The organism is Nocardia sp. AB354, from assembly GCF_049538315.1.
Lineage (GTDB): Bacteria > Actinomycetota > Actinomycetes > Mycobacteriales > Mycobacteriaceae > Nocardia > Nocardia nova.
The window spans coordinates 172781-194667 of sequence record NZ_JBMVFU010000007.1; the positions used below are offsets into that span (position 1 = coordinate 172781).

The following is a 21887-nucleotide window of genomic DNA, read 5'->3' on the forward strand; positions in this document are numbered from 1 at the left end:
ACCTACAGTTCCAGTTCTTCCCACGAAATAGTGATCGGGAACGGGAACTCGATGCTGATGCCGGTCGGGTGTGTTCGTGGCGTCCACTCGTCGGCCAGGATGTAGTTCATCGGGTGGAGCGCGTGCACGCCGGGCGGGAGGTTGCCGGTGCGTGTTTGCAGCGCATAGGCGCGGACGGTGGCCACCCCGCGAGGATTGCGGGCGAGCTTGACCTCCCAATACCAGTCGATGCCGGCCTCCGCATAGCGGGCTTTCTTCGCTTCCATGTCACTGACGGTGTTCGACGGGGACAACACCTCGCCCACCAGGAAAACGTCGTCCGCGCGAACATCTTGATATTCGGCGGGCAGACATCGGTAGACGAGAAAGTCCGGCGTGAGGAAATCGGACTTGCCGTTGCGGCCGAGGAAGACGTTGGTTTCCGTCGACACACGCCAGCAGCGGTCCGGCTGCCTGGCGTGTTCCTCGCGAACACATCGCCGGAACGCGGTCCAGAACAGGTTCGTGCAGTCCTGATGTTCGGCGGGCCCGCGACGGACCCACACGACCCGGCCCTCCCACAGTTCGATCTGGCCCGCGATCTCCTCCGGCAAAGCGGACAGTTCCTCCCAGGTCATGTATTCCGGGAGGTCAGGGCGTTCGCAGAGCGGGCTCGACATGTGTCCATGATAGGGAGTCGCCCGGAAAAACATGCCCGGCTCAGCGGGCGAGGGCGTTCAGCGTGGGGCGGATGATGTCGTCGGCGATCCAATGTGCGACTCCGTCCGGATAGGGGGCGGGCGGGTTCAGTACCAGGTGGGTGAAACCGGCGTCGATCAGTTCGAGCAGCGTCTCGCGTACCCGGCCGGGGGCGTCGTAGGAAATGGGTAGCTGCGCCGAGCGTGTGATGTGGGTGGGGTCGCGGCCGATCGCCGCGCAGTGTTCGTCCAGCGCTCGGCTGCGCTCGCGGAGCGCGTCGACGGTGGTGAGTGGTGGGCCGATCACATTCCACAGATCGGCGTGGGCGGCGACGATGGGCAGCGTCGATGCGCCCGCACCGGCGAGCAGAATCGGTGGATGCGGCCGCTGGACGGGTTTCGGATCGCATTGCGCGCCGGTGAGAGGAAAATGGTCGCCGGGGAAATCGAAGACGTCCTCGGTCCACAACCGCCGGATCAGGACACAGGCCTCGTCCAATCTGCGCACCGCCTCGCGCCAGGTGCCGACCGGAATTCCGTACGCCTCGTATTCTGGCGCCACCATCGTCTCGAAGCGGGGATCGTTGCGCGGGAAGCCGCCGACGCCGATGCCGAAATCCAGCCGGCCACCCGAGATCACGTCGACGGTGGCCGCCATCTTCGCCGAAAGCGCGGGGTGGCGAATCCGGTTGTTGGACACCAGCAATCCGAGCCGCAGTCGGCGCGTCTGCGCCGCCAGCGCCGCCAGCAGCGTCCAGCCCTCGAGGACCGGCCCCGCCGACCGACGTCCTTCCGGAGCGCCACCGTCGTGACCCGGCAGCCCGACCGCTGCCCGTGGCAGCAGATGGTCGTACAACCAGGCGTGCTCGATCTCGGGTATGCCGTCGGCCTCCAGCCACACCCGCAGGATCTCCGCATAGGCGACGTGCGCGGGTGTCGTCTTGATGCCGAAACTCGGCGCGGGCCTGCCCGAATCGCTCATACCGGCGACGCTAGACCGTGGAGTGCTCTCCAGGTCAAGGCTCCTCGTCAGCGCGACGGCGGCAGGACCGGGCTCTGCCAGGCGCGGGCATACTTCTTCTTGTTCGCCACATCGGCGGGTTTGCTGCGGTACACCACGTACGGGCGGACCAGATAGCCGACGGGTGCGCTGAACATGTGGACCAGCCGGGTATAGGGCCAGACGGCGATGAGCGTCAGCACGATGAGCCCGTGCGCCTGAAAGGTCCAGGGCGTGCCGACCATCAGATCCGGCTGCGGATGCGCCGTAAAAAGGCTTCGGAACCAAGGAGATACGGTTTCGCGATAGTTGTAGGTGCCCCACAGCAGATTGCTGCCGACGGTATTGAGCAGCCCGGTGATCAGCGCGGCCGCGAGCAATACGTACATGAACGTGTCGTTGGTGGTGGTGGCCTGGCGGACGGCCGGGACACGCACGCGACGATAGGCGAGGATGGCGATGCCGGCGATCACCGCGACGCCGGCCACCGTACCCGCGGAGACGGCGACCAGGTGATAGAGGTGCTCGGAGATGCCCACGGCATCGGTCCAGGACTCCGGAATCAGCACGCCCAGAACGTGTCCGCCGATCACACCGAGCATGCCGAAGTGGAACAGCGGACTACCCAGCCGCAGCAGCCGGGATTCGTAGATCTGCGAAGACCTTGTGGTCCAGCCGAATTGGTCGTTGCGATAGCGCCACAGGTGGCCCAGCACGAACGAGGTGAAGGCGATGTAGGGCAGGGTCGCCCAGACGGTGGATGTCATCGTCGGTCTCCGGATCCGGCGAAAAGCCCTGCGGTCGCCGAGGTTCCGGCTGCGGGCGGGGAGTACAGGTCGGGGTTCATGGCGGGATGCATCGACTCGCCGTTCATCGAATACGGCTCCAGCCCGACGTCCTCGTCCGGCGGTCCCTGCGCCGCCAGTTCGGCGATCCGGCGGCGGTCTGCCGTGGTGGGCGGAGGCAAGGTCGCGAGAACGGCGGCCAGGGCGCCGGCATACGGCGATTCGCTGTCGGTGAGCGACAGTCGCAGCATCTCCAGTACCGGGACGTGTTCGCCGAGCAGGCGTTCACCGCCGATCGGGTCGACGGTGGCCGCGAACTCCAGCAGCACCGGGAGATGATCGGGCAGTTCGCGATCCGACAACTCCGCACCGGCATGCCGGTAGGCGTGCTTGAACCGGAGCAGCGCCATACCCCGCTTGCGGGTGTCGCCGTAGGCGTAATAGGTCAGATGCAGGCTGGCGCGCCGGCGCAGGTCGAACGTTTCGACATAGTCGCGCGCCAGGGTGAGCGGTGCGGTGCCGGACAGATGGGTGAGCGGCCGAAGGAGATCGGTGCGCACCGGTTCCGGGAGGGCGGCTGCCGCCTCGGACAGATCGTCGAGTATCGCCAGCGTGTCCGGACCGGGGTAGTCCAGCACGAGAGCGGCGATACGCCAGACCAGCCGGCGATCGCGTTCGGACATCTCGACCACGGGTGCGGGCCGGCGTCGGAGAGTCAGTAGTCCCACGGTCACATCCCTCGTCGGCCGGGTCGCCCGCCCGGACATGCGTAGCTGCGCAGCGTGCGGCGATGGATCTCGGCGGGCGCGGTGCCGTTCGAGCGGCCGGCCGGGCTCGGCAGGGGGCGGCGAAACGGCCTCATCGGGTCGCTCCGGTCGGCTCGGGCAGCGTGTCGTCGGCTACTCCGGGTCCGGAATCGCCCGCGTTCCCGTTCGCTTCCGGACTCGTGTGCGCGGCGCCGTTGCCATCGCCGTTGCCATTGCCGTTGTCACTGCCGCCGCGTTCGGGCACCAGCCCCTCGGTCGACCCACCGTCCCAGTTCAGCAGATTGATGCGCGACGACTTCCGCTCCGGTGCAGCGGTATTGGCGTCGACGAGAGCGAACTTCTCCGACGTCACATCGAACGCCGTCATCCCGGGCCCGCCGTCACCCTCCAGGCTGCACCCCGTCGCCAGCGAATCCAATTCGTGCGCCCGGGATGTCGCGCCCGACGGAATCACGTACCGGTGTTCGTATTTGGCGATGGCCAGCAGCCGGTACATCGCCTCGATCTCCTCGGGCTCGAGGCCCACGGCGCCCGGGATCGCCGGTTCGGGTTCCTGGCCGAGGTTGATCGAGCGCATGAACGACCGCATCCCGGCCAGCCGCTGCAGCGCCGCGCGCACCGGTCCGATATCCCCGGCGGTGAACAGCTCGGCGAGATATTCCACCGGGATCCGTAGTGAATCGATGGCGCCGAACAGATTTCCGGCATCCTCACCGTCGTGCCCGGTCTCCGCCAGCACATCCACGACGGGCGACAGCGGCGGCACGTACCAGACCATCGGCATGGTCCGGTATTCCGGATGCAGCGGCAGCGCGATCTTGTAGTCGACGATCAGTTTGTACACCGGCGAATCCTGCGCCGCCGCAATCCATTCCGGAGAGATCCCAGCGCGTTCGGCCTCGGTGATCACGCGCGGATCGTGCGGGTTGAGGAAGACGCCCAGCTGCGACGGGTACAACTGCTCCGGATCGGTGACCGACGCCGCCTCGAGGACCGCGTCGGCGTCGTAGAGCATCACGCCGATGTAGCGCAGTCGCCCCACACACGTCTCCGAGCAGACGGTCGGAATACCGACCTCCACGCGCGGATAGCAGAACGTGCATTTCTCGGCCTTGCCGGTCTTGTGGTTGAAATAGATCTTCTTGTACGGGCAGCCGGTGACGCACTGCCGCCAGCCGCGGCATTTGTCCTGGTCGACCAGCACGATGCCGTCCTCGGCGCGCTTGTAGATCGCACCCGAGGGACAGGAGGCGCCGCAGGACGGGTTGAGGCAGTGCTCGCAGATGCGCGGCAGATAGAACATGAAGGTCTGCTCGAATTCGAGTTTGACCTGTTCCGACAGCCGCGTCAGCAACGGATCACGGCCGACCTGATCCGGTCCGGAGCCGAGGTCGTCGTCCCAGTTCGCGCCCCAGGTGACCTTCGTATCCTCACCGGTGATCAGCGATTTCGGCCGCGCCACCGGCGTGGTGTCCATGGCCGGTGCGGACAGCAGATTGTCGTAGTCGTAGCTCCACGGGTCGTAGTAGTCCGACACCGTCGGCAGATCCGGATTGGCGAAGATGTTGAGCAGCCGCTTCATGCGCGAACCGGACTTCAGGGTGAGGCGGCCGCGGCGGTCCAGCGTCCAGCCGCCCTTCCACTTCTCCTGATCCTGGTACTGCCGCGGATATCCCTGTCCCGGACGAGTTTCCACGTTGTTGAACCAGACGTACTCGGTGCCGCCCCGGTTGGTCCAGGCCTGTTTGCAGGTGACGCTGCAGGTGTGACAGCCGATGCATTTGTCCAGGTTCATCACCATGGCCAGCTGTGCCATGACACGCATATCAGTACTCCACTTCCTGTGAGCGTCTCCGGATCGTGGTGACCTCGTCACGCTGATTTCCGGTGGGCCCGTGGTAGTTCAGGGCGAACGACTGCTGGGCGTACCCGCCGATCAGATGCGTGGGCTTGATCATGATCCGGGTGAGCGCGTTGTGGATGCCGCCGCGTTTGCCGCGGCCGGCCCGAAGCTCCGGGCCGCCTTCGATGCGCGGCACGTCGACCGCGCGATCCTGCGCGTGGTACATGAACACGGTGCCCTCGGGCATGCGGTGGCTGACGATCGCCCTGGCCACCACCACCCCGTTGCGGTTGACCGCCTCGATCCAATCGTTGTCGGCCACACCGATTTTCGCCGCGTCGCGATCGGACATCCAGATCGCCTGCCCGCCCCGGGAGAGGGTGAGCATATGCAGGTTGTCCTGATACGCGGAGTGGATCGACCACTTCGAATGCGGGGTGAGGTAGCGCACGGTGACCCCTCGTTCGCCGACCGCGCCCACATCGGGTTCGCGGAACAGGGCCGACATGTCGAGCGGCGGCCGGAAGATCGGAAGTTGTTCGCCCAGTTCGATCATCCAGTCGTGGTCGAGGTAGAAGTGCTGGCGCCCGGTGAGCGTGTGCCAGGGCTTGAGCCGTTCGGTATTGATGGTGAACGGGGAGTACCGCCGGCCACCGGTTTCGGATCCGGACCATTCCGGTGAGGTGATCACCGGCACCGGCCGCGCCTGCGTATCGGCGAAGGTGATCCGCTTGCCCTCGTGCTCGGCCGCCAGATCCGCCAGCCGGGTACCGGTGCGGCGCTCCAGCGCGTGGAAACCCTCCACCGCCAACCGGCCGTTGGTGGTGCCGGACAACGCCAGAATGGCCTCCGCGGCGTGCACATCCTTGGCCAGTGACGGGCGGCCCTGCGCGGCGCCGGAGACCACGGTGCCGTTGACTCCGCGCAGGTACTCGACCTCGGCGTCGGGAACGGTGGTGACGCCCTTGGTGGTGACCCCGAGCGTTTCGATCAGCGGGCCCAGCGCCGCCATCTTCTCCGCCAGCTTCGGGTAGTCGCGTTCCACCACCACCAGCTTCGGCATGGTCTTTCCCGGAATCGGTTCGCATTCACCGGCTTTCCAGTCCAGCACCCGCCCGCGCGCCTGGGCCAGGGCGTCGGCCGAATCGTGCTGCAACGGAACGGCGACCAGATCCTTGCGGACGCCGAGATGTTTCTCGGCCAGCCAGGAGAATCCACGCGCGATGCGGTGAAACGCCTCGAAATCGGTCTTCGCCTCCCACGGCGGCGAGATCGCGGGGGAGAAGGCGTGCACGAACGGATGCATATCCGTCGAGGACAGATCATGTTTCTCGTACCAGGTGGCGGCCGGGAAGACGATATCGGAGAACAGCGTCGTCGACGTCATCCGGAAATCCAGCGAGACCAGCAGATCCAGTTTGCCCGTGGGCGCCTGGTCCGGCCGGCGCACCTCCTGCGGTGCGACCCCGGCCGAATCGTCGGCCTGCAGATTGGAATCCGCGCCGAGCAGATGGCGGTGGAAGTACTCGTTGCCCTTGCCCGAGGAGCCGAGCAGATTGGCCCGCCACACGGTGAGAACACGGGGGAAGTTCCGCGGTGCGTCGGGATCCTCGCAGGCGAACTCGAGATCACCGGATTTCAGGCTGCCGACCACATAGTCCTGCGGCGTCTGCCCCGCGGCCTCGGCGGCATCGACCAGGTCCAGCGGATTGCGATCGAACGTGGGATACGTCGGCATCCAGCCGAGCCGCGAGGCCAGGGCGATATTGTCGGCGGCCGTGCGCCCGGCGAAAGCGCCGGAACCCAGTGGGGACGCGAAGGATTCGGAGGTGAAGGGGTCGTAGCGCCACTGGTCGTTGGTCAGATACCAGAACACCGTGCCCTGCATCTGCCGCGGCGGCCGCTGCCAGTCCAGGCCGAACGCCAGGGTGGACCAGCCGGTGACCGGGCGGCACTTCTCCTGGCCCACGTAATGCGCCCAACCGCCACCGTTGACGCCCTGGCATCCGGTGAGCAGCGTGAGCGTGAAGAAGGCGCGATAGATCTGATCGGAGTGGAACCAGTGGTTGGTCCCGGCGCCCATCAGGATCATCGACCGGCCGCCGGAGCGATCGGCGTTGTCGGCGAATTCGCGGGCGATGCGAATCGCTTGTGCGGCAGGCACTCCCGTGATCGACTCCTGCCACGCGGGAGTGTAGGGCGCGCTCGGGTCGTCGTAACCGGTAGGCCAGTCGCCCGGCAGATCCGGGCGCCCGACGCCGTACTGCGCGAGCAGGAGGTCGAAGACGGTCGTGACGCGGCGTCCGGCCACGACGGTGGTCGGCACCGAGCGGGTGACGACGCCGGTCTCACCGTCGAAGCGGGGGAACTGTACGGCCGCAGCATCGTCGGTGCGGCCGTACAGCGTCAGCAGCGGATCGACGCCGCCGAGGTCCAGATTCCAACGCCCGGCGCCGGATTCGGAGAATCGGTCGCCGAGGGTTCCGTTGGGAACGACGGGGTGTCCGTCGGCGTCCAGGAGCACGGTTTTGTGCTCGGCGTTGTCCACGTCGAAGCCCGCGACGCCGGCGGCGGCGAGGTCGGCGGCGGTGAGGAATTTTCCGGGCAGCCAGGTGTGGCCGCGGTATTCGCCCTCGCTGTTCCAGCCGCCGTCGCGTTCGTCCAGCGTGATGAGGAACGGGAGGTCGGTGTAGCGCTTGATGTAGTCGTCGAACCGGGCGGTGGACCGGTCGACGAAGAATTCGCGCAGCACCACATGGCCCATCGCCATCGCCAGGGCGGCGTCGGTGCCCGGGCGAGCCGGCACCCATTCGTCGGCGAATTTGGTGTTGTCGGCGTAGTCGGGGGAGACCACCACCACCTTCTGACCGCGGTAGCGGGCCTCGGTCATGTAGTGCGCGTCCGGGGTCCGGGTGACCGGGACGTTCGAACCCCACATGATCAGATAGCCGGCATCGAACCAGTCCGCGGACTCCGGGACGTCGGTCTGGTCGCCGAACACCTGCGGCGAGGCGACGGGCAGATCGGCGTACCAGTCGTAGAACGACAGCATCGATCCGCCGAGCAGGGAGATGAACCGAGCGCCGACCGCGTGCGACACCATCGACATCGCGGGGATCGGCGAGAAGCCGGCGATCCGGTCCGGCCCGTACTGTTTGATCGTGTAAACGTGTGCGGCGGCGGCGATTTCGGCGGCTTCCCACCATTCCGCCCGCACGAATCCGCCCTTGCCGCGTGCGGCCTTGTACGTCGTCGCCCGCTCCGGGTCCTCGACGATGGATTCCCAGGCCAGTACGGGATCCTTCAACCGGGCCTTCGCCTCGCGGTACATCTCCAGCAGCACCCCGCGCACATACGGATACCGCACGCGCGCAGGGGAATACGTGTACCAGGAGAACGAGGCGCCGCGCGGGCAGCCGCGGGGTTCGTATTCCGGTTTGTCGGCGCCGACCGACGGATAATCGGTCTGTTGCGACTCCCAGGTGATCACGCCGTCGGAGACGTAGATCTTCCACGAGCAGGAGCCGGTGCAGTTGACGCCGTGGGTGGAACGGACCACCTTGTCGTGGGCCCAGCGGTCGCGATAGAACTCGTCGGCCTCGCGCCCGCCGACCTTGTGCACGGTGCGGAGGTCATCCGACACCTCCCCGCGCTGGAAGTAGCGCCCGACCTTCAGCAGCGCGTCGGCCGCCGACTCGGGGACGCCGTTCGACGCGGTAGATGCGCCGCGCGAGGCTGCGGGTACGCCGTTCGACTCTGACGAGGGGGCCGAACCCTTCTTGTGCGAAATGACCACAACGCCCCCATCGAGACAAATGAACCGGGCTGACCAGACCGAGAGTAAGGACGCTCGCGGGGGCGGCAAAACGATCCGCTCACACCGCGCGCGGGTCACCGGTGAGCTGTGAGGTGGGGGAAACGTCCCGGTCACTGGGCAATTGCCGGTCGCACCGGGTGATTCGGGTCCGACCTGCGGCGATACCGATTCTCACGGCGCCGGCCCACCGGTGGAGAGCCGCTGTCCACGTCCCCGGTGATGCTTTGGAAACCGGCGCTTCGCGGGCGTTTTACATTTGTTAACACATTGTCGAGGCGTCGGATCGAGTCGAGGGGATAGCGGCGCGCACGCGAAAGTGACGGCGATTACCGCTACCGGATGGGGATAGCCGCAGCGATGCCGCCACCGGCGGGAAGGCCATAGGCTGCCCCCGAATCCAACAGCAGGAGAAGCGATGTCGCGCTCTATCACCGTTGCCGGCGTTCTCGCGCCGCTGGCACTCGCCGCTCACGCGGTGGTCGCAAGCACCGTGGCGCAAGCGGATCCGGTGCCGCCCGATCTCATGGGGCCGGCGGTACCGGCGATCGCCGATATCAACGGTGACGGCGTGCCCGATGTCGTCTTCAGTGACTACCTTCTCGGCGGCGGCGTCTCGGTCTTCCTGGGTAAGCCCGGAGGTGGCCTGCGGCCGGCCGTGCACTACGCCACCGGCGGCCAAGCCGACTACGTCGCCATCGCCGACTTCGACCATGACGGCACACTGGACCTGGCCGTCACGAACTTCGCCTCGAGCGACGTCTCGATCCTGCTGGGCCACGGTGACGGCACCTTCGCCGCCGCGGTCGACTACGCCACCGACTTCGCGCCGGGCGCCTTGGTCGCCGCCGATTTCGATCACGACGGAAACCTCGATATCGCGACCTCGAACCAGGCGCCGTCGCGGTCGCTGCTGCGCGGCCGCGGCGACGGCACCTTTCAGCCCGCGGTGACGATATCCACCGCCGACGGTGTCGGATCCGGTTCGGCCGATGTCGCCGATTTCGATGGTGACGGCAACCTCGACCTGCTCCGCGGCAACTACGTCAACAGCACGATCCAGATCTATCGAGGCCACGGAGACGGAACCTTCGATGCGCCGGTCACTTTCGATTCGGGGGCGGCGACCGCGTGGTACGGGATGGCGCGCGATGTCGACGGGGACGGCAAACCCGACATCTTGTTCTCCAACCTCGTCAACGGGACCGTCTCGGTCCTGTCGAACCGGGGCGACGGCACGTTCTCACCGGCCGTCGCGTATCCGACCGGTGGACTGCTGCCGCAGTGCTTCGACGTCGCCGACGTCGACGGTGACGGGAAACCGGACCTGGTGGTAGCCAACGGCGGCACCTCGAACATCGCGGTCCTGCACGGTCACGGCGGCGGCACGTTCGACCCGCCGGCAGCGGTCTATCCGTCCGGTGGTCTGGTCCCGCTGTCCACTCCGGCACTCGCCGACTTCAACGGTGACGGGAAACTCGACGTGGTCATCGGCAACACCCTCACGGGCAACATCACACTGCGTGACGGCAACGGGGACGGCACCTTCGGGCCGGCCACCGACTACCCGGCATAGCCCGGGGCCACGGCGTGCCGGCCGGATCGACGCGGTAGTTGCCGCGCGTCTCCCTCAGCCCGGCAGCGGCAGATATTCGACCAGCTCGCCGTCGGTGGCGTCGGCGGGGACGACGACCAGTGCGTCACGATCGAGCAGCCCGGCCAGGTGGGCGGTGCGGACATGTCCGTCGGCGACCCAGCCGCCCTCGTCGGCCGCGCGCGCCGGCAGGACCCGCGGCACCGGGCCGGAAACCTGTCCCGCATTCAGGAGAACTCCGGTGCGCACCCGCGCCGGTGTGCGCCCGGTGAGGCCGGAGACGATGGCCGGGGCGAGCGCCCACAGCGTCGCCACCGCCGCGTACGGGTTGCCGGGCAGACCGAGAACCACAGGGCCCGCGGGCATCTGCGCGACCACGGTCGATCCTCCCGGCCGCATCCGCAAGCGGTGCACCAGGATGCGCGCCCCGGCCCGATCCAGTGCGCCGCGCAGCTGGTCGGCCGCGCCGCCGCCGGTCGCGCCGACCACGACCAGAAGATGGTCGTCGGTCGTATCGGAGAGCACATCGTCGAAGCCGTTGGGCGTATCGCGCAGATGCACCCGGTCCGACGATTCTATTCCGTGCCAGGACAACAACTCCGGGAAGACGGGGCCGACCGAATCGCGGGTCTGGCCGCTGCGCAGCGGGCCTTCGCTGCGAATCTCGTCGCCGGTCATGACGATTCGCGCGCGGACCGGCCCGCGGACCTGGGCGGTGACCACCTCGGCGGCGGTCGCGACGGAGATCAGTGCCGCGTCGACGGGGGTGCCCTCGGCGGCGACGATATCGCCGGTGTGCCAGTCCTCGCCGCGGTGGCGCACATCGTCGCGGATCGGCGCCTCGGGCAGTCGCCGCAGCAGCCCGTCGTCGAGCCGGACGAATTCGTCGCGCACCACGGTGTCGGTGCCCTCCGGGACATGGGCGCCGGTGGCGATGCGGACCGCCTCACCGGCGAGCAGGCCCACCGGTCGCTCACCGCCGGCGAAGCCGACGTCGTGACGCAGCCGCCACGGTTCCGCGCCGGCCACCGCGTAGCCGTCCATGGCCGACACATCGAAGCGGGGCAGCGCCGAGGCGGCACGCAGCGGGGCCGCCAGCGCCGCACCCCGCACCGCAGGCGGCCGGGCCTCGTGCACCGGCAGCCGCGTGATACCGGTGCGCAGGATGTCGCGTGCCTGCGCCAACGGCAACGCCGGTGCGGCGGCCTGGGCCGCGCGCACCTGTTCGGGCGTGTCGCAATCGGCGATACCGGACAGCGGCACCATCAGGGTGTCGACCGGAACCAGCGCCTTCATCGGCTGATTGGTCACCGAATCCAGTTGCCGTAGTGCCGAGAGCAGCGCCGCCCGCCGCCACACCCCGACCAGATATTGCGGTCGGCCGGATTCGTCGGTCGCGAAAACCGCGTCGGCCTCGGAAGTCGTTGCGTGCCCGATCAATTCGCCAATCGCGGCGGCGGTGAGGAACGGCAGGTCGGCGGCCAGGACCACGACCAGATCGGCCGGGAAATCACATTCCTCGAGGGCGCGCACCGCGCAGGCGACGGCCGCGACCGGGCCCGCTCCGGCCGGTACCTCCTGCACCTGCCGGATCTCGGGCGCCAGTTCGGGCCGATGCGGGCCGACCACCACCGTGCGCACGCAGTCGGCGACCGCGTCCAGCGCCACGGTGAGCATCGCCCGCCCGCCGACCGCGATCGCGGGCTTGTCCACCCCGCCCATCCGGGTCGCCCGCCCACCGGCCAGCACGATCGCGTCGACAGTCGTCACAGCGGCTCACCCGGCAGGTTGATCATGGACCGATGGTAATCCGCCCACATCGGACGGCGAACGGCGCGGACGGACGCGCGCCCGTCGTCTGCCGCCGCCGCGTCAATCGCAGGGCGCACGCAGCAACCGGAACCGGTTCGTCTCCGGATCGGTCAGCATCGCCTGAGCCGGCGGATGCACCGCGGCGCCCTGGCAGGGAACCGCGCCGGCGGCGGTGAGCCGGGCGACCTCGTCCGCGGGATCGCCGGTGGAGTAGGTGACGACATCGAGGTGGACGCGATCGCTTTCGCGGGCCGCGACCTGGGTGCGCAGGAATTCCAGCCACGGACCCTGGCCGGTGGCCGAGCGAATGCCGGACATGCGGGATTCGTCGTGGGTCAGCGGCCAGCCGGCCGCGGTCTCCCAGAACCGGGCCAGCCGGGTGGGATGCGGAGTGTCGACGACGATCGCGGCAACCGCGCCGGTATCCACGTATTCCTCGCGCGGTTCGAGCACACAGAATTCGTTGCCCTCGGGATCCGCGAGCACCGTCCAGGGCACCGCGCCCTGCCCGATGTCGATCGGCCGCGCGCCCAGTGCCAGCGCCCGATCCACCTGCACGCGTTGATGATCCAGCGAACGACCCACCACATCGAGATGGATGCGGTTCTTCGCGGACTTGGGTCCGGCCGCCGGCAGGAACATCAACGACACATCAGCGGAATCCGGGTCGGAAGCAGCCACCTCGACCGCGTGCGGACGGTCCACGGTGATCTGCCAGTCGAGCAACTCCGCCCAGAACCGCGCCACGTTCCGTGGCCGGATCGCATCGAACACCACGCACGCCAGACGGGTGGTCATGCCTCCACGGTAACCGCGGAACAGGAGTAATGGGCGAATTCGGATATCCGTGGGTCGACACCGAGCTCGAAGGCCGGATTCGCGATGTCGTCAGTCGTCGAATCGATGCCGGGCGGCGGCCAGGTCGACGCGATCGCCGCGGATCGGGCAGCCCTCCTCGGCCAGCCGGCGCAACTGGCGCCGCACCAGATGAGCCGCCGGAGTGCCATCGGCGCGCAGTACCCGATGCCAGGGCAGATCGGCGGAGTCGGTGCGCATGATCCAGCCGACGGTCCGCGGGGTCGACAGCCCGGCGGCCGCCGCGATATCCCCGTAGGTGGCGACTCGTCCGGGCGGAATGGCCGCGACCAGCTCCCGCACCCGCTCGATCTCGGCGTCGGTGGTCGGCATCAGAGCACCGACCGCACGACGTCGGCGGTCTCGGCGGGCCGGGCCTGCGCGACCATGTGGTCGCAGTCGAATTCGTGCAGCGTGAAATGCGGCAGCGTGGCGAACGCCGCGACGGTCGCGGGGGTGACGAACGGGGATTTGCCGGCCCGGACCAGCACGGTCGGAATCCGCGGCGGCGGCAGAACCAGCTCGCGCGCCAGCTGGCCCCAATAGGAGGTGACGGCGGGCAGGCTCATCCGCCACGTCACCCGGCCCTCGGGAGTGCCGACCAGGTGTTCGGCGAGTTCGGCCTCGAGGAGTCCGGGGTCCACATCGGCCCAGGCCGTCTCGAGCTTGTCGCGGCGTGCCTCGGCGATGTCGCCGTAGTCGGGCCGGGCCAATCCCGCTTCGGCGATGTCGTGCAGCAGTACCGGATCGAGGCCGATTGCGGGATCCAGCAAGACCAGCGCGCGGACCAGGTCGGGGCGGTGACGGGACAGATGGATCGCGACCGCCGCCCCGAACGAATGAGCCACCACGACCGCCGGTTCGGTGAGCAGCGGAACCAGGTCGTCGACGATCTGCTCGAAGGTCCACGGCGGGAGCGAACTCGCCCGCCCGTGCCCACGCAGGTCGGGAGCGACGACGCGCACCTCGGGCAGGTGCCCGTCGGCCAGCGCGCCCCACCGCCGCCCGTGTCCGGTCAACCCGTGCAGGGCGAGGACGAGCGGACCGTCGGCGGGGCCGAATCGATGAATATGGGCGTCGGACACCCGATCATTGTGCCGCCGGCGACACAGCGGTGCGACCGGTGCACACCCGAGGCCCGGAAAGTGTTCGTGCGCAGGCGAATGTTCGCGCGAATCGGCCAGGGGGATAGCCGGGGGCTGGCCGCGCCGGTGAACTGCCGGGGAAGGACTGCGGCGGTGAGATTTTCGGTCCGATATTCGCAGCGGCCCTGAGACACAGCCGTGCGGCCTCACTCACAAGCCTTCTACCAGGCATTATCGGTCGCAGAAGGAGACGGTCGAGAATTCGTGAAAACCGCCCGGAGGGGCGTGGCGCCGATCACAGCTCGGACACATCGGATGTACGGGGTGCGTTTGCTGTCACGGAATTCAGTTCTGTCGGGGGTGTCTGTTGAAATAGCGCGTGTGATGCGATCGGATAGCTCGGTGCGACTGGTGCGCCGCAGTGAGACCGCACCCCGGCCACGCGAATGGGGTGCCGATGTCCGAACGCTGTTCGCGGGTGGGTCGGGTGCCGACCCGGGCTGGCGGCCCTGGCAGGTGCTGGGGGGTCCCGGCACCGGGAAGACCGCGCTGCTCACCGATCTCGCCGTCGATCGCATCGTCGCGGGTGCGGATCCGGAATCGGTGCTGGTGCTCACCCATTCCAAACAGGCCGCGCTGCGGGTTCGCAACGCCCTCACCCGGCAGTTGACCGCCCTCGCGCCGGAACTCGGCGGAGTGCCGGGCGCCAGCCGCGAGCCGATGGTGCGCACGGTGCACTCCTATGCCTTCGCGATCCTGCGTACGCACGCGGCCGCCCGGGGCAATCCGCCGCCGCGGCTGCTGACCGGCGCCGAACAGGACGTGGTCCTGCGCGAGATGGTGCGCGGCGAACTCGCCGACATGTCGGCAGGCGGTGAGGTGCTGTGGCCGCCGCGCCTGCACGCCGCACTGGGCACCAACGGTTTCGCCGAGCAACTGCGCGATCTGATGTTGCGCGCCACCGAGCGCGACCTGGGACCCGAGGATCTGATCGAGCTGGGGCGCCTGCACGAACGCGAGGAATGGGAGGCCGCCGGATCGTTCGCGCAGCGCTACGAACAGTCGATGCTGTTGCGCTGGTCGGTCGGCGTCCAAGCCCCCGAGGCCAGTGCGCCCGCCCTGGACGCCGCCGAACTGGTCGGCGCCGCACTGGACGTGCTGATCGAGGACGACGAACTGCTCGCCGCCGAGCGCGAACGCCTCCGCACCCTCTTGGTCGACGACGCTCAGCATGTGGATCCGCTTGCCGCGCAACTGATTCGCGCGATCGGGTCGGGCCCGGCGACCACTGTCGTGGCCGGCGACCCGGATCAGGCGGTGTTCAGTTTCCGGGGCGCGGACACCCGCTTCGTCACCGAACCCGACGCCCCGCCCGAACGCCGGATCATCCTGCACGACGATCATCGCTGCGCGCCGGCGGTCCACGACGCGGTCGCCCGGATCGCCGCCCGCATGCCGGGGCGAACCGAGCACCGCTTCGACGCGCGGACCGGTGGACCCCATCTGCTCGGCGATCCGTCCGTCGACGGGCAGGCGCTGGTGCGGGTACTCACGACCCCGGCCAAAGAGGCGGCGCTGATCGCCGATCACCTGCGGCGAGCCCACCTCACCGCGGAAGTGCCGTGGTCGCGGATGGCGGTCGTGGTGCGTTCGGTGCCGCTGTCGCTGGGCCCGCTGCGCCGCGCGCTCACCGCCGCGGGAGTGCCGGTGCTGCAACCGAAACCGGATACCCCGCTGGCCCGGCGGCGCGGCGCGGCGTGGATGCTGCAATCGCTGCGCGCCCTGCTGGTGGTCGAACGCGGTCGCCCGGAAATGTTCTCCGAGGACGACGCGCTCGATCTGTTGCTGGGCCCGCTCGGCGGCGCGGATCAGATCAGTCTGCGCCGCCTGCGCCGAGGCGTTCGCCGCGCGCTGATCGACCGCGGGTATCCCCGGACCGAGCCTGGCACGGCCGGCCACGACGACGCGGAGCTGGGCGCCGGCGAGCCGGGAGTCGAATCTCCTACGCGGACAGGCGAATCCGGGCCGAGTCTGCCCGGTGATGCCGATTCCGCACCACCGGCGCGCGGCGCGTCGACAGTCGAGGAGTCGCCGGAGGCCCTCGCCCCCTACTCCGAACTCGACCGGTCTTCGGCGGTCGTGCTGCGCGACCTCATCACCGGCGTCGGTGATCGCACCCTGCTCGATCGGCTCACCGAGGTCGAGGTGGCGCCGCTGGTGCGGGTGCTGCGGGCGGTCGACCGGGCGCGACGGGCGCTGCGCCGCGGGGCCGGGGTCGAGGATGCGCTGTGGGCGTTGTGGACCGCGTCGCGGCTGGAGAAGCGCTGGGTGGCGCAGTCCGAGCGCGGCGGGGCCGGTGCGGTCCAGGCCGATCGCGACTTGGACGCCGCGGTCGGGTTGTTCGACGCCGCTGCCGCCTATGTCGACCGGCTGCCCGGCGCCTCGGTCGAGGGGTTCGTCGAATATCTGGAACAGCAGGAGATCAACCAGGATTCGGCTCCGCTGACCGAACCCGGTGACGCGGTGGCGATCGTGAGCGCGCATGCCGCGGCCGGCCGGGAATGGGATGTGGTGGCCGTCGCCGGGGTGCAGGAGGGGATCTGGCCCAACCTGCGTCCGCGCGGGACCCTGCTCGGCATCGAGGAACTGGTCGACCTCGTCGGGGGCGTGGCCGATCCCGGCGAACAGGTCAGCCGGGCCGCGCCGATCCTCGCCGAGGAGCGCCGGCTGCTGCTGCTGGCGTGCAGCCGGGCCCGGCACAGCCTGCTGGTGACCGCGGTCGAATCCGTCACCGGCGACCGCGATCTGGTGCCCTCCCGATTCCTGGCCGAACTCGATCCGGAGGCCGAACCGGGGGAGCCGGGACGCATTCCGCCACCGGTCGATCCGGGGCGCGCACTGGTCGCGCAGGCCCTGATCGCCGAATTGCGCGGTGTGGTCTGTGACGACGGCGCCGATCCCGCCCGCCGGGACCGGGCCGCCACCCAGCTGGCCCGGCTGGCCGCGGCCGGTGTGCGCGGCGCGCATCCGGACGAGTGGTACGGCATCGCGGACCCGAGTTCGGAACTGGCGCTGTGGGACGACGGTGACGGCCCGGTCGCCCTGTCGCCGTCGACGGTCGAGCTGTTGCAGACCTGTCCGCTGCGCTGGGCACTGGAGCGGCACGGTGGCAGCGACGGGGACAACCCGCATGCCGTCAAGGGCAATCTCGTACACACGCTGGTCCAGGCGCTGGCCGGGCGGGTGACCGAGGATCAGGTGAAGGCGGCGCTGGTCAAGGCGTGGAAGGCCGTCGACCCGGCTTCCGGCGAGGACGGCCCGCACAGCTGGCACTCGCGGCTGGAGTTGCGGCGCACCGAATCCATGGTCGACACCTTCCTGGCCTGGTTGCGCAACACCCGCGCCGAGCTGGCCGAGGTCGGTGTCGAGGTGCCGGTGGACTGTGTGCTGCCGGCCCGCGATCCGGACGAGGTGCCGGTGCGGATCCGCGGCCGGGTAGACCGGGTGGAGCGTGATGCGCTGGGGCGCTTCGTCATCGTCGACGTCAAGACCGGTAAGACCCCGATCTCCAAACAGGCCGCTCAGGATCACGCCCAGCTCGCGACCTACCAGGTGGCCGCGGGCGCGGGCGGATTCGCCGCCGAGGTGGACGGCGGCAGTGTCGAACCGGGCGGCGCCCGCCTCGTCTACGTCGCCAAACCCAGTCGCGACGGGGCCACCGAGCGGTTGCAGACCGCGCTGGATTCCGACGGTATCGCCCAGTGGCGCAAGGCGATTCACGATGCGGCGGCCGCCACCCGCGGGCCCGGCTTCCTGGCCATGCGCAACGACGGCTGCCGGCACTGCCAGGTGGCCGGGAGTTGCCCGGTGCAGGACACCGGCCGCCAGGTGACGGATCGATGACGATCACGCCGGAGCAGTTGGCGCAGGCACTCGGCCTGCCGCCACCCACCGGCGAACAGTCCGCCGTCATCGCAGCACCGCTCGGCCCGACGCTCGTCGTCGCCGGTGCGGGCGCGGGCAAGACCGAGACGATGGCCGCCCGGGTGGTCTGGATGGTCGCCAATCGGCTGGTGGCCCCGGACGCGGTGCTGGGACTGACGTTCACCCGAAAAGCCGCGCAGCAGTTGACGACTCGTATTCGCACCCGTCTGGCGCGGCTGGCCGGATCGCCGCTGCTGCGCGAGATCGACAGCACCGGTCGTCTGCGCGCGACACTGGTCGGCTCCGAACCGGAGATCAGCACCTATCACTCCTACGCCGGCCGGCTGCTGTCCGAGCACGGCCTGCTCCTGCCCGTGGAGCCCTCGGCCACCCTGCTCACCGAAACGCAGTTGTGGCAGCTCGCGCATCGCGTGGTCACCGGCTGGGACGGCGATCTCGATACCGAGCGCACGCCGGTATCGGTCACCGAGGCGGTGCTGGCGCTGTCCGGTCAGCTCGCCGAACATCTGGTGGCGCCCGAGCAACTGGCGGTAGCGCATCGGGAGCTGGAGCGGCTGGTGGAGACGTTGCCGCCCGGCCCGCGTCAACGCGGCGGGCCGAATCAGGAGCTGCGCGCGATCGTCAAAGCACAGCAGGATCGGGTGGCGCTGCTGCCGCTGGTCGCGCGGCTCGGCGAGGAGTTGCGGCGCCGCGGCGCACTGGATTTCGGCTCGCAGATGTCGCTGGCCGCGCGGCTGGCCGCCACCCACGCCGAGGTCGGGGCGGCGGAATGCGAGCGGTTCCGCCTAGTGCTGTTGGACGAATATCAGGACACCGGGCACGCGCAGCGCATTCTGCTCGCGGCATTGTTCGGGGATCGCGGCGCGGTCGGTCTCGGCGACGAGGTGCCGGCGACGGAATTCGCCAACCGCCCGGCGGTGACCGCGGTCGGTGATCCGATGCAGTCCATCTACGGCTGGCGCGGTGCGTCGGCGGCCAATCTGCCCCGCTTCACCACCGATTTCCCGGCCGCGCCGAACGTCGCCGCGCCGGTACTGCCGCTGCTGACGAGCTGGCGCAATCCGCCGGAGGCGCTGGATCTGGCGAATCTGGTCGCCGAACCGCTGCGCGGTGTCGAGGGCGGGGTCACGGTCGACGCGCTGCGCCCGCGGCCGCAGGCCACGGCCGGAACCGTCGCACTGGCTCTCACCGAAACCGTTGCCGAGGAACGGAACTGGGTCGCCGAGCGGATCGCCGCGGAATGGGAGCGGTGTGCCGACGCCGGACGGCCACCGCCGACCTCCGCCGTCCTGGTACGCCGCAACGCCGACGCGGCGCCGCTGGCCGAGGCGCTGCGCGCGCGGGGGCTGCCGGTGGAGATCGTCGGCCTGGGTGGTCTGCTCGCCACTCCGGAAGTGGCCGATATCGTGGCCACGCTGCGGTTGATCGCCGATCCGGCGGCCGGCAGCGCCGCGATGCGCATCCTCACCGGCGCGCGCTGGCGGCTGGGTGTGAGCGATCTGAAGGCGTTGTCGGCGCGGGCGCGGGAACTGTCGATCGTCGGGGCGCCGGGTCGCGCGGAAGCCATCACGGATGCGGCCGGGTTGTCGGAGGCGTTGCGGGCCGTGGCGCCCGAACCCGCCGAACAGGCGGGCATCGCGGACGCCATCGCCGATCCCGGTCCGGCGCAACGGTATTCGGAGCTCGGCTATGCGCGCATCGTCGCCCTGGGGCGGGAGCTGGCAGCCCTGCGCGAGCGCAGCGGGCAGTCGCTGCCCGAACTGGTCGCCGATGTGGAACGCACGATCGGGGTCGGGGTGGAAACCCAGACCCGCCGCGCGGCCGCGGGCGCCGGCGCCGGGCGTGAACATCTGGACGCCTTCGCCGACGTGGTCGCGGGCTACGCCGGTGACCACCGTGCCACCCTGCCCGGGTTGCTGAGCTTTCTCGCCGCCGCCGAAGAGGTCGAAAACGGTTTGGAGCCGGGCGAAGTGGAGGTGGCCCACGACCGCGTCCAGGTACTCACCGTGCACGCGGCCAAGGGGCTGGAATGGGAGGTGGTGGCCGTACCGCACGTATCGCGGAGCCTGTTTCCCTCCGGGAACGCCGCCGCGACCTGGCTCGGCGCGCTCGCCGAACTCCCCACCTCCCTGCGTGGTGACCGGCAACGCGACAGCGACGGCGACACGACGGATTCCGCGCCGGTGCGCGACGGCGTTCCGGTCCTCGATCTCACCGAACTGTACGACCGCACGGATCTGGAACGGGCGATCAAACAGCACAAGGAGGCGCTGGCCCGCCGCCGCCTCGACGAGGAACGCCGCCTGTTCTACGTGGCCCTCACCAGAACCGAACGCGCGCTGTTCGTTTCGGCCCACCACTGGGCCGAGACCGGCTCGACGCCGAAGGGCCCCTCGGATTTCCTGCTCGAACTGAAGCGGTGGACCGACCATCCGGAGTCACCCGGACACGGCACCGTGCGCGTCGATATCTGGGCCGACCCGCCACCCCCCGACGCGCCCAACCCCTTCACCGACAATCCCGCCGTGGCCGACTGGCCCCGCGACCCGCTCGGCGTGCGGCGGCAGGCGGTCGAAGCGGGGGCGGCCCTGGTCCGTACCGCGCTCGCGCACCTTCCGCCCGAGCCCGACCCTCGTGATCATCGCAAGCAGACGTCGAACGGCCACACCGCTCCCGTCCGGAACGATGCTCCCTCGGTTCCCTCCCGCCGGGCCCACGACGACCCGGGCGCACTCGAAACTCCGCGCCAGTTGGACCTTTTCGCCGACCTGACCAACGACCCGGCGACCTCCGGCACGAACGGCGGCAACGGAGCGAGCGAGGAGGAAGGCGCGCCGCCCGCTGAGCCCGACCCCGATCCCGAAGGCTGGGCGGCCGATGTGGACGCCCTGCTCACCGAGCACTTCACGACGGCCGAGGGCATTCACGAAGTGGAGTTGCCCGCGCAGCTGCCCGCCACCGCGCTGGTGGATATGCGGGCCGATCCGGCCAAGCTGGCGGCCCGGCTGCGGCGGCCGCTGCCGTATCCGCCGAGCCCACTCGCCCGGCGCGGCACCGCATTTCACGCGTGGTTGCAGCGCTGGTTCGGCGCGGTCGGGCTGCTCGATTTCGACGAACTGCCCGGCGCCGCCGACAGTGATGCGGGTGACGCCGATCTGATCCGGCTGCAGGAGGCGTTCCTGGCGTCGCCGTGGGCCGACCGCAACCCCGTCGATGTCGAGGTGGGATTCGAGACCAGCATCGGCGGCACGCTCATTCGCGGCCGGATGGACGCGGTGTTCAGCGAACCCGGCGGCCGCTGGCTGGTCGTCGACTGGAAGACCGGCGCGGAACCGACACGCGCGGAGGAACGCTCGGTCGCGATGCAGCTGGCCGTCTACCGGGTCGCGTGGGCTCGCATGATGGCCGCGCAGACGGGGGAGGCCGAAGAGCTCGTGCTGGAGAAGGTCGGTGCCGCATTCCATTACGTCCGCAGCGGCAGGACGGTCGCGCCCGCCGAACTGCCGGGGTCGGCCGAGCTGGCCGAACTCATCGCCGAGGTCGCGCCCGCCTGGGCGCCACCCGCCGGCTCGCAGGACGGCCTGGAGCCCGCCGACGACCTTCCGCCCGACGAAGAGTTCGGCGCCGACCCGGGTGCCGAACCCCCGCCGGACCCGGACCTGATGTCCGAAGCCGATTTCGCCCCCGACTATCCGCCCGAGTGAAACCCG

At 69.5% G+C, this 21887-nt stretch carries 13 protein-coding genes; 3 read left to right on the forward strand and 10 right to left on the reverse strand.

All coding sequences use genetic code 11. The annotated features are described in order from the left end of the window. Window positions 1–2: 2 nt before the first annotated feature. From ACPCUW_RS12865 to ACPCUW_RS12890, 6 genes are all read right to left on the reverse strand, one after another. Window positions 3–659, reverse strand: coding sequence for a Uma2 family endonuclease (locus tag ACPCUW_RS12865; RefSeq protein WP_423424973.1), 657 nt, complete (start codon window positions 657–659; stop codon window positions 3–5). Window positions 660–699: 40 nt separating this feature from the next. Then, window positions 700–1659 (reverse strand): LLM class flavin-dependent oxidoreductase, encoded by a 960-nt coding sequence (locus ACPCUW_RS12870; protein ID WP_063010305.1) that lies wholly within the window; start codon window positions 1657–1659, stop codon window positions 700–702. Between the two features lie 47 nt (window positions 1660–1706). Next, entirely contained in the window at window positions 1707–2444 is a 738-nt protein-coding gene (gene narI, locus ACPCUW_RS12875) for a respiratory nitrate reductase subunit gamma (RefSeq protein ID WP_423424974.1), read from the reverse strand. Continuing rightward, window positions 2441–3190, reverse strand: coding sequence for a nitrate reductase molybdenum cofactor assembly chaperone (gene narJ, locus ACPCUW_RS12880; RefSeq protein WP_063010470.1), 750 nt, complete (start codon window positions 3188–3190; stop codon window positions 2441–2443). The genes narI and narJ overlap by 4 nt, the downstream gene beginning before the upstream one ends. Window positions 3191–3320: 130 nt before the next feature. Beyond that, complete coding sequence (narH, locus tag ACPCUW_RS12885) at window positions 3321–5045, reverse strand: nitrate reductase subunit beta (protein ID WP_423425066.1); 1725 nt, start codon at window positions 5043–5045, stop codon at window positions 3321–3323. A gap of 10 nt (window positions 5046–5055) precedes the next feature. After that, on the reverse strand, window positions 5056–8751 hold the full coding sequence (locus tag ACPCUW_RS12890; RefSeq protein ID WP_423425067.1) for a nitrate reductase subunit alpha: 3696 nt from the start codon (window positions 8749–8751) through the stop codon (window positions 5056–5058). 553 nt (window positions 8752–9304) lie between these two features. On the opposite strand from ACPCUW_RS12890, the gene ACPCUW_RS12895 reads away from it, so the two are divergent. Next, window positions 9305–10462 carry an FG-GAP repeat domain-containing protein gene (locus ACPCUW_RS12895; protein WP_423424976.1) on the forward strand — a complete coding sequence of 386 codons (1158 nt, stop codon included), beginning with the start codon at window positions 9305–9307 and terminating at the stop codon, window positions 10460–10462. Window positions 10463–10516: 54 nt separating this feature from the next. On the opposite strand, the gene ACPCUW_RS12900 is transcribed toward ACPCUW_RS12895, so the two are convergent. The 4 genes from ACPCUW_RS12900 to ACPCUW_RS12915 form a co-directional block, all read right to left on the reverse strand. Continuing rightward, window positions 10517–12250 (reverse strand): NTP transferase domain-containing protein, encoded by a 1734-nt coding sequence (locus tag ACPCUW_RS12900; RefSeq protein ID WP_423424977.1) that lies wholly within the window; start codon window positions 12248–12250, stop codon window positions 10517–10519. A gap of 102 nt (window positions 12251–12352) precedes the next feature. Next, complete coding sequence (locus ACPCUW_RS12905; RefSeq protein ID WP_063010313.1) at window positions 12353–13090, reverse strand: VOC family protein; 738 nt, start codon at window positions 13088–13090, stop codon at window positions 12353–12355. Window positions 13091–13180: 90 nt separating this feature from the next. After that, complete coding sequence (locus ACPCUW_RS12910) at window positions 13181–13480, reverse strand: MGMT family protein (RefSeq protein ID WP_423424979.1); 300 nt, start codon at window positions 13478–13480, stop codon at window positions 13181–13183. After that, on the reverse strand, window positions 13480–14232 hold the full coding sequence (locus ACPCUW_RS12915; RefSeq protein ID WP_063010315.1) for an alpha/beta fold hydrolase: 753 nt from the start codon (window positions 14230–14232) through the stop codon (window positions 13480–13482). Before ACPCUW_RS12915 ends, ACPCUW_RS12910 begins: the two co-directional genes overlap by 1 nt. A 384-nt stretch (window positions 14233–14616) precedes the next feature. On the opposite strand from ACPCUW_RS12915, the gene ACPCUW_RS12920 reads away from it, so the two are divergent. Then, window positions 14617–18135: an ATP-dependent helicase gene (locus tag ACPCUW_RS12920; RefSeq protein WP_423425069.1), complete on the forward strand. Its 3519-nt coding sequence runs from the start codon at window positions 14617–14619 to the stop codon at window positions 18133–18135. Further along, a complete protein-coding gene (locus ACPCUW_RS12925; RefSeq protein ID WP_423424980.1) occupies window positions 18132–21881 on the forward strand; it encodes an ATP-dependent helicase in 3750 nt (1249 codons plus the stop codon). The genes ACPCUW_RS12920 and ACPCUW_RS12925 overlap by 4 nt, the downstream gene beginning before the upstream one ends. Window positions 21882–21887 lie beyond the last annotated feature (6 nt).